Annotated in this window: 12 protein-coding genes; 9 read left to right on the forward strand and 3 right to left on the reverse strand. The window is 67.2% G+C overall.

Going from position 1 to position 11,776, the window contains the following annotated elements; all coding sequences use genetic code 11:
* Positions 1 to 121: 121 nt before the first annotated feature.
* The gene (locus AAC050_RS05170) at positions 122 to 916 is read right to left on the reverse strand and encodes a response regulator (RefSeq protein WP_339913996.1); all 795 of its coding nucleotides are present in this window, start codon (positions 914 to 916) and stop codon (positions 122 to 124) included.
* A gap of 192 nt (positions 917 to 1,108) precedes the next feature.
* Here AAC050_RS05170 and AAC050_RS05175 point away from each other — a divergent pair, with 192 nt between their 5' ends.
* The 5 genes from AAC050_RS05175 to AAC050_RS05195 all read left to right on the forward strand — a co-directional run bounded on the left by AAC050_RS05175 (position 1,109) and on the right by AAC050_RS05195 (position 5,749).
* Entirely contained in the window at positions 1,109 to 1,315 is a 207-nt protein-coding gene (locus tag AAC050_RS05175) for a NepR family anti-sigma factor (protein WP_339913997.1), read from the forward strand.
* Between the two features lie 14 nt (positions 1,316 to 1,329).
* Positions 1,330 to 1,929: a sigma-70 family RNA polymerase sigma factor gene (locus AAC050_RS05180; protein WP_339913998.1), complete on the forward strand. Its 600-nt coding sequence runs from the start codon at positions 1,330 to 1,332 to the stop codon at positions 1,927 to 1,929.
* Between the two features lie 84 nt (positions 1,930 to 2,013).
* The gene (locus AAC050_RS05185) at positions 2,014 to 3,702 is read left to right on the forward strand and encodes a sensor histidine kinase (RefSeq protein ID WP_339913999.1); all 1,689 of its coding nucleotides are present in this window, start codon (positions 2,014 to 2,016) and stop codon (positions 3,700 to 3,702) included.
* Between the two features lie 40 nt (positions 3,703 to 3,742).
* Positions 3,743 to 3,880, forward strand: coding sequence for an entericidin EcnA/B family protein (locus AAC050_RS05190; RefSeq protein ID WP_339914000.1), 138 nt, complete (start codon positions 3,743 to 3,745; stop codon positions 3,878 to 3,880).
* Positions 3,881 to 4,081: 201 nt separating this feature from the next.
* Positions 4,082 to 5,749: an MFS transporter gene (locus AAC050_RS05195; protein ID WP_339914001.1), complete on the forward strand. Its 1,668-nt coding sequence runs from the start codon at positions 4,082 to 4,084 to the stop codon at positions 5,747 to 5,749.
* Positions 5,750 to 5,764: 15 nt separating this feature from the next.
* On the opposite strand, the gene AAC050_RS05200 is transcribed toward AAC050_RS05195, so the two are convergent.
* Complete coding sequence (locus tag AAC050_RS05200) at positions 5,765 to 6,268, reverse strand: hypothetical protein (RefSeq protein WP_339914002.1); 504 nt, start codon at positions 6,266 to 6,268, stop codon at positions 5,765 to 5,767.
* A gap of 60 nt (positions 6,269 to 6,328) precedes the next feature.
* A complete protein-coding gene (locus AAC050_RS05205) occupies positions 6,329 to 6,805 on the reverse strand; it encodes an Lrp/AsnC family transcriptional regulator (protein WP_339914003.1) in 477 nt (158 codons plus the stop codon).
* Between the two features lie 149 nt (positions 6,806 to 6,954).
* Here AAC050_RS05205 and ald point away from each other — a divergent pair, with 149 nt between their 5' ends.
* From ald to AAC050_RS05225, 4 genes are all read left to right on the forward strand, one after another.
* Positions 6,955 to 8,073, forward strand: a complete 1,119-nt coding sequence (gene ald / locus AAC050_RS05210) for an alanine dehydrogenase (RefSeq protein ID WP_339914004.1) — start codon at positions 6,955 to 6,957, stop codon at positions 8,071 to 8,073.
* 92 nt (positions 8,074 to 8,165) lie between these two features.
* The gene (obgE, locus tag AAC050_RS05215; protein WP_339914005.1) at positions 8,166 to 9,218 is read left to right on the forward strand and encodes a GTPase ObgE; all 1,053 of its coding nucleotides are present in this window, start codon (positions 8,166 to 8,168) and stop codon (positions 9,216 to 9,218) included.
* Positions 9,219 to 9,235: 17 nt separating this feature from the next.
* Positions 9,236 to 10,363 carry a glutamate 5-kinase gene (proB, locus tag AAC050_RS05220; protein WP_339914139.1) on the forward strand — a complete coding sequence of 376 codons (1,128 nt, stop codon included), beginning with the start codon at positions 9,236 to 9,238 and terminating at the stop codon, positions 10,361 to 10,363.
* A 52-nt stretch (positions 10,364 to 10,415) separates the two neighbouring features.
* Positions 10,416 to 11,720, forward strand: coding sequence for a glutamate-5-semialdehyde dehydrogenase (locus AAC050_RS05225; RefSeq protein WP_339914006.1), 1,305 nt, complete (start codon positions 10,416 to 10,418; stop codon positions 11,718 to 11,720).
* The last annotated feature ends 56 nt before the right edge of the window (positions 11,721 to 11,776 follow it).

The following is an 11,776-nucleotide window of genomic DNA, read 5'->3' on the forward strand; positions in this document are numbered from 1 at the left end:
GCATCAGCCTCAGGTCGGGGGGGACGTTGCCGCCTCCGCATTTTCGTAACGGGACGACCGGAGGAAGGTTCCTGAGATCGTCCTGCGACGATTCGCCCCGGAGCCGGGGCGGGGACTCCGGTCAGGCGGCGACCCGATCGCGTGACGGATGGAAGAACAGGGCCTGGCTGATCGCCGCCTTCACCGTCTCCGGCTGGAACGGCTTGGTGATCAGGAAGGTGGGCTCGGGCCGTTCACCGGTCAGCAGCCGTTCCGGGAAGGCCGTAATGAAGATCACAGGCACGTCGATGCGCTTGAGAATGTCCTTGACCGCGTCGATGCCCGACGAGCCGTCGGCGAGCTGAATATCGGCCAGCACCAGTCCCGGCCGCTGACGGGCCACAGCGTCCACCGCCTCGTCATGGGTGGTGGCGATGCCGGTAACCCGGTGACCGAGTTCCGTGACCAGACTCTCGATGTCCGCTGAAATAATGGCCTCGTCCTCGATGATGAGGACATCGGTGGCCAGCTCGGCGTCGATGTCGTTCTGGGCGTCACCGATCAGGCTCTCGACCTCATGGGCATTGGTGCCCAGCACCTGGGCGGCCTCGGACGGAGTAAAGCCCTCGAGCGCGGTCAGCAGGAAAGCCTGACGCGACCGCGGTGCGATACGCATCAGCCGGCGGGACGCCTCGTCTCCCGGCTCCGCGCTGTCAGGGGTCTCCAGCTGCGCGCCGGTGGAGGACCAGATGGCGTGAAACACATGATACAGGGCGACCCTGGGAGTCATCTCCGCAGGCAACTGGCGTTCGCCGGCGGCCAGGGCCTCCAGGGCGACGCGCACATAGTTGTCGCCGGTGGATTGATCCCCGGTGAGGGCGCGTGCGTAACGACGCACATAAGGCAGATGCGGTGCCAGTCTGGCCAACAGGCTCATTCAAAATCCCCGACAGTTTGGCATTCCGGATCCCGGAAGCTCGGCAGTTGTTCAAAACGCTTCAGGCACGGGACGGTTCCCACCCCACGACAAAGCTTGAGCATTCATCGCCCACAACATAGGAACTCACTGGGGCGCATGGCGTTATCAGCATCCTGACACCCAATCTCGCCTGGGCGGTGACGTATTTTTATGAATGAAACCCCGAACTCCCCCCGCCGCAAGCCTCCTTTTCCTCCAGGAGAGGCGGGGCTGGAAGAATCACGCCTCCGGCAGCAAGCGATCGGGGTCAAACTGCGACACATGTTTGACGAGGTGGTGAACGAGCCTGTTCCGGACGAATTTCTGGCCATCCTCCGTCGCGCCGACCAGGACGCGCCGGACGGGGGCGACGAATGAGCGGGTCCGGGTCCATGTCCGCGCCACCAAAACCTGACTCCGCCGACGACAATGCGTTCAAGCGAGAGCTGGTGTCACTGATTCCGCATCTGCGCGCCTTCGCCCGCACCCTCGCCGGCGATCCGACCGCCGCTGACGACCTGGCCCAGGACGCGATGATGAAGGCCTGGGACGCGCGCGCCAGCTATCAGCTCGGCACCAATATGAAGGCCTGGACCTTCATGATCCTGCGCAACCAGTTCTATTCCGAAAAACGGCGGTCCTGGCGACAGTCGCAACTTGACCAGGAGGCCGCCGAGCGCACCCTGGTCGCGGTCGATGATCCTGAAGCGCCGGTGGCGCTGGACGAATTGCGGCTGGCGCTTGCCACCCTGCCTGAAGAACAGCGCGAGGCGCTGGTCCTCGTCGGGGCCGGTGGCTTTGCCTATGAAGAGGCTGCGGCGATCTGCCAGTGTGCGGTCGGAACCGTTAAAAGCCGCGTCAGCCGGGCCCGCAAGGCGCTGCTGGCCACCCTGGAACGGGGGGGCTACGCTCGTGACGGCAGAGCCGCCGGAGACGCCATGCGCTCGATCCTGGCCGATGCCGATCGTTTGAGCGGCGTCCGGCAGACCTAGCGGATGGTACGGCTGGGACGAACGCTCGGCAGGGGGGGACGTCTCCGGCGCTTTGAAGGGATCCGTTTTCGCCTGGGTCTGGCGATGTCGGTGGCTCTGCTGCCGATCGTTATCCTCGGCGCGATCCAGACCCAGTCCGACTTCCGTACCCAGGCCGAGGACCGTCGGTCCGACCTGCAATTGGCAGCCCAGCGCAGCGCTACCGGGGCCAAGTCATTGCTCGACAGCACCGCCGTGCTGCTCCAGACCCTGAGACCCGAAGGGCTGCAATTTTTCTGCGAACCCCGACTGACCTCGGTCGTAGAACGCCTCGACAACCTGACCGGCCTGGTGCGGATCAGCGCCACCGGACAGCCCGTCTGCGCGTCCAGCAGCCTGGCCGAACCGCCCCCCTGGCTGACCGATATCCGTGCCAGCGACTGGTACCGCCGGCTACGCGCCGGCGAGGCCATGACCCTGGCGCAGACCCCGGCAACACCCGCCTCCGAACCGGGCCTGATCGTCGCCATCCGCCTGGAGCGGCCGTTGGGCACGTTCGACGGAGCCATGCTGGCCCTGATTCCGCTGTCGAGCCTGCGGCCCGACACGGCGGACCCGGCCCTGCCCGAGGGGTCGGAAGCGGCCCTGACCGACGGCCGGGGCCGGATTCTGACCGCGACCGACCTCGAGGCCTTCAAACTGGGCGGCGGTATGACCCTGCGGGACTGGGTGCTGCGCACCCGTAACGGGGATGCGGCCATGTTCGAGGCGAAAGACCGGCTGGGCCAACCACGCGCCTATGCCGGGGCCGCCCTGGCCGGTCGCGATGTCTATGTCCTGCTGTCAGCCCCCGCGCCGGGCCTGTTGTCCTGGGCCCGGCTCAACCCTGTCGGTATCCTGCTGCTGCCGCTGGCCGCATGGCTGACGGCCTTCGCCGCCGTCATGCTGGTATCCGAGCGGATCGTCATCCGCTGGCTGGACTACCTTGAACGCGTGGCGGCGATCTATGCCCGGGGCCGGTTCTCGGTGCGTCCGTTGCAGGCCATGAACGCCCCCTCCGAAATCCGCATTCTGGCCACAACGCTGGACACCCTGGCCGAGACCATCACCACCCGGGACAAGGCCCTGATGGACTCCCTGACGGAGAAGGACGCGCTGATGCGCGAGATCCATCACCGGGTGAAGAACAATCTGCAGATCATCTCGTCGCTGCTGTCGATGCAGCAGCGGGCCCTGACAGATGCCCCGGCCCGGGCGGCGGTCGGCGACACACGCAGACGCATCGCCGCCCTGGCCCTGATCTACCGAACCCTCTACCAGAGCGACGATCTCCGCTACGCCGACGCCCGCATCTTCCTGACCGAACTGGTCGGCCAGCTGGTCTCCGGAGAGGCGGGCCGGGGCCATGTGGTGACCAGTTCCATCGAGGCGGATTCCCTGGTCGTCGATCCCGACAAATTGGCCCCGCTGGCGCTGTGGTTGGTCGAGGCCGTGACCAATGCCCAGAAGCACGCCTTTGGTGATCGCGGCGGCGATCTCAAGGTCCGCTTCCGGGTCGAGGGCGAAACCAGCGTGCTGGAGGTCGAGGATGACGGCGTGGGCGTGGACGACTCGCGCCAGGCCGGTGTCGGCCGTACCCTGATGACCGCCTTTGCCAAACAGCTGCGCGGCACGACCGAGATCGTTGCGTCACCGGAAGGCGGCTCCATCGCCCGCATGACCTTCGCCACGCCGGAGGCGGTGACACCGATCGACCCCACGGATCTGGGAACCGCAAGATTTGTGCGACGTTGATCCTCCTGCAAGACACCAACCGGTCGTCAGGAGTTTTCTAATGCGCAAATTATTCGTTCTGTTCGCCGCCGCCGCCGCCCTCACCACGGCGGCATGTAATACGATCGCCGGAGTCGGCGCGGATGCCCAGGCTGCCGGTCAGGCCGTCGAGAACTGTGCTGAAGGCCGCGCCTGCTAGGTCCGAATTTTCGTCACTGAACCCGCGCAACCGCCTGGCGGTGCGATGGAGGAAAACCCCGCCGGCTCACGCCGGCGGGGTTTTCCATGTCAGGCCTCCTGCCTGTTCTTGCCCTTGCGCGGTCCGGCAGGGCCGTTAGCATTGGCCGGGCAAGTGTCCGCCAGACGACGCTGTCAAAACAATGCTCCGGGGGGATGACTGATGACCACAGACGCGACCACGACGGACGACAAATCCGGACCGAACCTGCGCACTGTGGTGGTGGCCTCGGCCGCCGGCACCGCCTTCGAATGGTATGACTTCTTCATCTTCGGATCGCTGACGACCATCATCGCCCGGCATTTCTATGCCGATGTCGGCGAGGCCACCGGCTACATCCTGGCGCTGCTGACCTTCGGGGTCGGCTTCGTCGTGCGCCCCCTCGGGGCCCTGGTGTTCGGCTGGTTCGGTGACAAGACGGGACGCAAGACCACCTTCCTCGTGACCATCACCCTGATGGGCGTGGCCACGGTGTCGATCGGCCTGCTGCCCGACTATGGCCAGATCGGCATCCTCGCCCCCATCCTGTTGCTGACCATGCGGGTGCTGCAGGGGTTCGCCCTGGGCGGGGAATATGGCGGCGCGGCCATCTATGTCGCCGAACATTCGCCGCCCGAAAAGCGCGGCGGCCTGACCGGCTGGATCCAGACCACCGCCGCCTTCGGCCTGATCGGGGCCCTGACCGTGATCCTGGTGACCCGCGCCCTGCTGGGCACGGAGGCCTTCGACGCCTGGGGCTGGCGCATCCCGTTCGTGATTTCGTCCCTGCTGCTGGGCGTGTCGTTGTGGATCCGGTTGAAGCTGAACGAAAGCCCGGCCTATGTGCAGATGGAGGCCGAGGGCGGGGCACGACGTGCGCCCTGGCGTGAAGCCTTCCTGACCTGGAAGAACGGCCGCTTCGTCCTGATCGCCCTGTTCGGCATCATGGTCGCCCAGGGGGCCGTCTGGTACTGCGGCTATTTCTACACCCGCTTCTTCATGGAGCGGGTGCTGCGGGTCGATGTGGCCCTGGTCGACCAGCTGGTGCTGGCCATCACCGTGGCCTCGGCCGGCCTGTACGTCTTCTTCGGCTGGCTGTCCGACAGGGTGGGGCGCAAGCCGGTCATGCTGTTCGGCATGATCCTGGCGCTGGCCGCCTTCTTCCCCGGTTTCCATGCCCTGACAAAGGCGGCCAACCCGGCCCTGGCCGAGGCCCAGATCAGCGCCCCGGTCACCGTGGTCGCCGACCCCGCCACCTGCGCGGTGCAGTTCGATCCGATCGGCAAGACAGCCTTCGCCTCGGCCTGCGACCTGGCCAAGGGTGCGCTGGCCAATGCCGGTATATCCTATGACAATGAGACCGCGGCTGCGGGAGCATCCGCCGTCGTGCGGATCGGCGGGGCCGAGGTTGCGTCGATCGAGGGCATCGGCCTGGCACCCGCCGATCTCAAGGCCGCCCGCCTCGAGGTCGACACACGCATCAAGACCGCCCTGGCCGCCGCCGGCTATCCGGATCGCGCCGATCCGGCGCGGATGAACCTGCCGCTGGTGTTCGGAATCCTGATGATCTTCATGGTCGCCGCGACCGCCCTGTACGGCCCGCAGGCGGCGGCCCTGGTCGAGCTGTTCCCAACCCGGGTGCGCTATACGGCCATGAGCCTGCCCTACAATATCGGCACCGGCTGGGTCGGCGGCCTGCTGCCGGCGGCCAGCTTCGCCCTGGTGGCCTGGTCGGGGAATATCTATTTCGGCCTGTGGTATTCGGTATTCTTCACCGCCATCGCCGTGGTCGTGGCCCTGATCTGGCTACCCGAGACCAAAGGTCGGAACCTGCACACCATCGGGGACTGAGGGCGGGCGGGGCGATCAGGCGAAGGCCCAGACCGCTCCACCTTCGGCATCGTCGGCGCGGGACGGCTTGCGAGCGGGACGGCGTATGGCGCGCACGCTGCGCCGGACCCCGCTCAGCCGGATCGACAGCTCTGCATGTACGGCCTCAATGCGCCGGACGATGCCCGCCCGGATCGGGGCCAGCCGGGTGTTAGCGGCGATCAGGCTGACGGCCGCCACGACCTCGACATAGGCCAAGACGTCGCCGGCCATCAGGAAGGCCAGCTCAATCCCCACCAGCTGCCAGATCAACGCCACGCCAACCGCAATCAGAACAAGGCGAAGGGTCGACCCGGCGAGAACCTTGCCGATCATTTGCATGACACAATCCCGGCTGGGTCCGTGGGCGGCGCAGGCCAGGCACAGGCCGCACAGAAACAGGGGCAACAGCGGCGCGCCGCCCGTAGCAAGGCCGGGCCCGGTGGCCAGTCCGGCCAGAAGGCCGAACCCCAGCCACACGATTGTTTGTCGGTAATCCATACGCGTCCCCCCGGGTTGTCCGCCGATTGACATGGGCAGTCCCGGGGTCGGGAACAAGATTCACACCGGCAAGGCCCCGCGTTTGACCACGGTGCGCATGGCCACGCTGGAGGAGACGCGGGTCACGCCGGGGATACGGGTCAGCTCCTTGGAATGGACCCGTTCCAGATCGTCGACGTCGCGCACCACCAGCCGCAGCAGATAGTCGGAGCCGCCGGTCATCAGATAGCATTCGACCACTTCCGGCACCGTCGAGATGGCGGTCTCGAACGCGGTGAGCGTGGCTTCCGCCTGGGAGGCCAGGGTCACGGTGACGAACACGCTGATCGGCAATCCGACCGCCCGTTCATTGATGATGGCGGCATAGCGGCTGATGACCCCCGTGCTCTCGAGGGCCCGCAACCGACGCAGGCAGGCGCTCTCGGACAGGTTCACCGTCCGGGCCAGATCGGCGTTGGTCATGCGGCCGTCACCCTGAAGGGCGCGGATCATGCGACGGTCGGTCTCGTCGAGGGTGACAGCAGAAACGGTCTTCAATTGTGGAGATCCTTCGCAGATTCTGCGACTGTATGCCGTTCAGTTAGTGAAAAGAACAGGAACCTGCGCGCGATTGCTCGCTAGATTGCCGGTCGCAACGCGGCCCGCCAGCCTAGGCGCGGCCGTCCCGGTTCAGAGGAAATACGGTCATGCGCGTCGGCGTCCCCACCGAGATCAAGAACAACGAGCACCGGATCGGCCTGACGCCGACCGCCGTGCGTGAATATGTGGCCCACGGCCATGCCGTGTCGGTCCAGCAGGGGGCCGGCCTCGGAGCCGGCTTCACCGACGCGGACTACAAGAAGGCCGGCGCGAAGATCGTCGCCACCGCCGCCGAAGTCTTCGCCGGCAACGACATGATCGTGAAGGTCAAGGAGCCGCAGAAGGTCGAGTGGGAAATGCTCCGCGAGGACCAGATCCTGTTCACCTATCTGCACCTGGCCCCCGACCCGGCCCAGACCAAGGGTCTGCTGGCCTCGAAATGCGCCGCCATCGCCTATGAGACCGTCACCGACGCCAAGGGCGGCCTGCCGCTGCTGGCCCCGATGTCGGAAGTCGCCGGCCGCATCGCCGTGTTCTCGGCCGCCGAGACCCTGCTGAAGCACAACGGCGGCATGGGGCTGCTGTTCTGCGGCGTCCCGGGCGTGGCTCCGGCCCGCGTGCTGGTACTGGGCGGCGGCGTCGTCGGCCTGAACGCGGCGCGCATGGCCATGGGCCTCGGGGCCGAGGTCGTGGTGCTGGAACGCTCGATCCCGCGCATGGCCTATATCGACGAGGTCACCCAGGGCCGGGTCATCACCCGCTATTCCTCGATCAATGCGATCGACGAGGAGATGGTCAAGGCCGACGTCATCATCGGGGCCGTGCTGGTCCCGGGGGCCTCGGCCCCGAAGCTGATCAAGCGCGAAGATCTGAAGGCGATGAAGAACGGCTCGGTGCTGGTCGACGTGGCCATCGACCAGGGCGGCTGTTTCGAGACCTCCAAGGCCACCACCCACGAGGACCCGACCTATGTCATCGACGGCGTGGTCCACTATTGCGTCGCCAACATGCCCGGCGCGGCCCCGCGCACCAGCTCCGAGGCCCTGAACAACGCCACCCTGCCGTTCGGCCTGGCCCTGGCCAACCACGGTCTGGAGGCCCTGAGGAAGGACCCGCATCTGGCGCGCGGCCTCAATGTGCTGAAGGGCGAGATCACCTATCCGGCCGTGGCCGAGGCCCTGGGCATGTCCTGGTCCGACCCGTTCGGGGTGTGGCCGCAGGGCTAGAACTTCCCGTCTCCCCCTCCCGCCCGGAGGGGGAGGCGACCTTCCGCGCGGTCCGCCTGTAAATTGCCTCGCAGTTGCGGCATAAGCCGCGCATGAAGTTTCTCGACCAGGCCAAGATCTATATTCGTTCCGGCAACGGCGGCGCGGGTTCCGTCTCGTTCCGGCGCGAGAAATTCATTCCCAACGGTGGTCCCGACGGCGGCGACGGCGGCAATGGCGGCAGTGTCTGGATCGAGGCCGTCGACGGGCTGAACACCCTGATCGACTACCGCTACCAGCAACATTTCAAGGCCCCGACCGGCACGCACGGCCAGGGCCGGCAGATGCACGGGGCCAAGGGCGAGGACCTGGTACTCAAGGTCCCGGTCGGCACCCAGGTTCTGGACGACGACAAGGAAACCGTGCTGCTGGACATGGATGAAGTGGGCAAGAGCGAATGCCTGCTGCGCGGCGGCAACGGCGGCTGGGGCAATACCCGGTTCAAGGGGCCGGTCAACCAGGCTCCGCGCCACGCCAATCCCGGCCAGGAAGGCCAGGAGCGCTGGATCTGGCTGCGACTGAAGCTGATCGCCGACATCGGTCTGGCGGGCCTGCCCAACGCCGGCAAGTCGACCTTCCTCGCCGCCGCCTCGGAGGCCCGGCCCAAGATCGCCGACTATCCGTTCACCACCCTGGTGCCCAATCTGGGCATGGTCGACCTGTCGCCGTCCGAGCGGTTCGTCATCGCCGACATTCCCGGCCTGATCGCCGGGGCCAGCGACGGGGCCGGTCTGGGCACCCGCTTCCTCGGCCACGTCGAGCGCAGCGCCTCGCTGATCCATCTGGTCGACGGCACCCAGGACGATGTCGCCGCCGCCTGGCGCATCATCCGCACCGAGCTGGACGCCTATGGCGAGGGCCTGGCCGAGAAGAACGAGATCCTGGCCCTGAACAAGATCGACGCCCTGACCCCGGAAATGCGCGAACAGAAGGCCGATGAGCTGGAGGCCGTGTCCGGTCGCCGGCCGATGCTGGTCTCGGGCGTGTCCGGCGAGGGCGTCACCGAACTGCTGCGCGCCGCCTGGGCCGAGGTCCGCAAGACGCGCGGCGAGATCACCCCCGAGGGCGACCTCGTGGTCACGACTGCCGAGGAGTGGGCCCCTTGACCCTGTCTGATCCGCCGCTGGCGGCCACCGCCATCGCCGCCGCCGACCGCATCGTGGTCAAGATCGGTTCGTCCCTTCTGGTCGACAAGAAGTCCAATGCCGTCGATCTGGTGCGACTGAAGGGGCTGGCCGCCGACATCGCCGGCTGGAAGGCCGAAGGCAAGCAGGTGATGGTGGTCTCGTCCGGGGCCGTGGCCCTGGGTCGCCGCCGGCTGGGTTCGAAAGCACGCGGGGCCGGCCTCGAGAAGAAACAGGCCTCGGCCGCCGCCGGCCAGTCGATGCTGATGCATGCCTGGGAATCGGTGTTTGACCCGCATGACATCATCACCGCCCAGATCCTGCTGACCCGCGACGACACCGAGACCCGCCGCCGCTGGCTCAACGCCCGGGCCACGGTCGGGGCCCTGCTCGACATGGGGGCCGTGCCGATCCTCAACGAGAACGACACCGTCGTCACCGAACAGATCAAATACGGCGACAATGACCGGCTGGCGGCGCGCGTGGCCCAGATGATCAGCGCCGACCTGCTGATCCTGCTGTCAGACGTCGACGGCCTGTATACCGCCGACCCGCGGGTCGACCCGGACGCGACCCACATCCCCTATATCGATGTCCTGACACCCGAGATCGAGGCCATGGCCACCGGGGCCAATGCCGAGGCCGGGGTCGGTACCGGCGGCATGGCCACCAAGCTGATGGCGGCGCGCATCGCCGCCGAGGCCGGTTGCGCCACCCTGATCGCCGCGGGCCGGCCCAAGGCCAAGGGCTCGCTGACACTGGAAGAAGGGCGCAAATGCACCCTGATCGCCGCCTCGACCACGGTGAAGGCCGCCTACAAACAGTGGATCGGCGGCTCGCTGGCGACCCGGGGTGAACTGGTCGTCGACAAGGGCTGCGCCCGGGCGCTGGCGCGCGGCAAGTCCCTGCTGGCGGTTGGACTCATCTCGGCGAGTGGAGATTTCGGCAAGGGCGATCCGGTCGAAATATTCAATGAAAAGGGCGTCGAGATCGCCCGCGGACTGGTGCGGTTTGACGCTAACGACCTGTCGAAAATCATCGGCATCCGTTCGACCGGCCTGAAGGCGGCGCTGGGCTATGAGGCCGGAGCGGAGGTCGTGCATACGGCTGATCTGGCCCTGCGCTAGAGGCTCCTGCCCTTGAATTTGCGGCAAAAGAGACAACCTTGAAGGCATGACAATGACACAGATCGCCGCCGCCACCACCGCCCCGACCCCGCCCGAAGACGCCCTCGCCGCCGAGATGAGAGCCATGGGCCACAAGGCCCGCAAGGCCGCCCGGGCCCTGGCCCTGGCCGGCCCCGAGGTGCGCACCCGCGCCATCGCCGGCATGGCAACGGCGCTGCGCAAGCGGGCCGACGAGGTACTGGCTGCCAACACCGCCGATCTGGAGGCTGCCCGGGCCAAGGGCATGGCCACGGCCATGATGGATCGGCTGGCGCTGGACGCGACGCGTCTGGACGGCGTCATCGGCGCGCTGGAATCGATCGCCGCCATCCCCGATCCGGTCGGCGTCGAAACCGCGCGCTGGACGCCCGAGAACGGGCTGGATATCGCCCGGGTCCGTACCCCGATCGGGGTGCTGGCCATCATCTATGAGAGCCGCCCCAACGTCACCGCCGACGCCGCCGCCCTGGCCGTGCGGGCCGGCAACGCCGTGATCCTGCGCGGCGGCTCCGAATGTCTGAGGTCCAACCTGGCCATCCACGCCGCCCTGGTCGAGGGCCTCGAGGACGCCGGTCTGTCCGCGGACACGGTTCAGATCGTCACCACCCGCGACCGCGCCGCCGTCGGCCATATCCTGACCGGACTGGACGGGTCGATCGACCTGCTGATCCCGCGCGGCGGACGCTCGCTGGTCGAACGGGTCAAGGCCGACGCCCGGGTATCGGTGCTGGGCCATCTGGAAGGCGTCAACCACGTCTATGTCCACGAAAGCGCCGATCCGGCCACGGCCCGGGCCATCGCCGTCAATGCCAAGATGCGCCGCGTCTCGGTGTGCGGCGCGGCCGAGACCCTGCTGATCGACCGGGCCGTGGCCGACAGCCTGTTGCCGCTGATCGCCGCCGACCTGACCGCCGCCGGCTGTGAGCTGCGCGGTGACGCGACGACCAGCGCCCTGGTGCCGAATGCGGTTGCCGCGACCGAGGCGGACTGGAGCACCGAGTTTCTGGCGGCGGTCATCGCCGTGCGGGTCGTCGACGACATCGACGCCGCCCTCGACCATGTGGCGCGTTACGGCTCGGGCCATACGGAATCGATCATCGCCACCGACGACAAGGCCATCGAACGCTTCCTCGCCGAGGCTGACGCCGGCATCATCCTGGCCAATGCCTCAACCCAGTTCGCCGACGGCGGCGAGTTCGGTTTCGGCGGCGAGATCGGTATCTCGACCGACCGGCTGCACGCGCGGGGCCCGGTTGGAGCCGAGCAGCTGACCAGTTTCAAATACGTCATTCGCGGCAAGGGCCAGACCCGGCCCTGAGACCCCGCCTTCCGGCGTGATCGCCGGACGAAGATAGAGACGCGACAGGTCGCCGG

Origin of the sequence: uncultured Brevundimonas sp. (assembly GCF_963974615.1) — a bacterium.
Taxonomy (GTDB): Bacteria; Pseudomonadota; Alphaproteobacteria; order Caulobacterales; family Caulobacteraceae; genus Brevundimonas.

What these genes read in the sequence shown, in the direction of transcription:
- AAC050_RS05175 (WP_339913997.1), top strand. Translation starts at nt 1,109, where the DNA reads ATGAATGAAACCCCGAACTCCCCCCGCCGCAAGCCTCCTTTTCCTCCA.
- obgE (WP_339914005.1), top strand. Translation starts at nt 8,166, where the DNA reads ATGAAGTTTCTCGACCAGGCCAAGATCTATATTCGTTCCGGCAACGGC.
- AAC050_RS05170 (WP_339913996.1), bottom strand. Translation starts at nt 916, where the DNA reads ATGAGCCTGTTGGCCAGACTGGCACCGCATCTGCCTTATGTGCGTCGT.
- AAC050_RS05190 (WP_339914000.1), top strand. Translation starts at nt 3,743, where the DNA reads ATGCGCAAATTATTCGTTCTGTTCGCCGCCGCCGCCGCCCTCACCACG.
- AAC050_RS05185 (WP_339913999.1), top strand. Translation starts at nt 2,014, where the DNA reads ATGTCGGTGGCTCTGCTGCCGATCGTTATCCTCGGCGCGATCCAGACC.
- AAC050_RS05195 (WP_339914001.1), top strand. Translation starts at nt 4,082, where the DNA reads ATGACCACAGACGCGACCACGACGGACGACAAATCCGGACCGAACCTG.
- AAC050_RS05225 (WP_339914006.1), top strand. Translation starts at nt 10,416, where the DNA reads ATGACACAGATCGCCGCCGCCACCACCGCCCCGACCCCGCCCGAAGAC.
- AAC050_RS05200 (WP_339914002.1), bottom strand. Translation starts at nt 6,268, where the DNA reads ATGGATTACCGACAAACAATCGTGTGGCTGGGGTTCGGCCTTCTGGCC.
- AAC050_RS05180 (WP_339913998.1), top strand. Translation starts at nt 1,330, where the DNA reads ATGTCCGCGCCACCAAAACCTGACTCCGCCGACGACAATGCGTTCAAG.
- ald (WP_339914004.1), top strand. Translation starts at nt 6,955, where the DNA reads ATGCGCGTCGGCGTCCCCACCGAGATCAAGAACAACGAGCACCGGATC.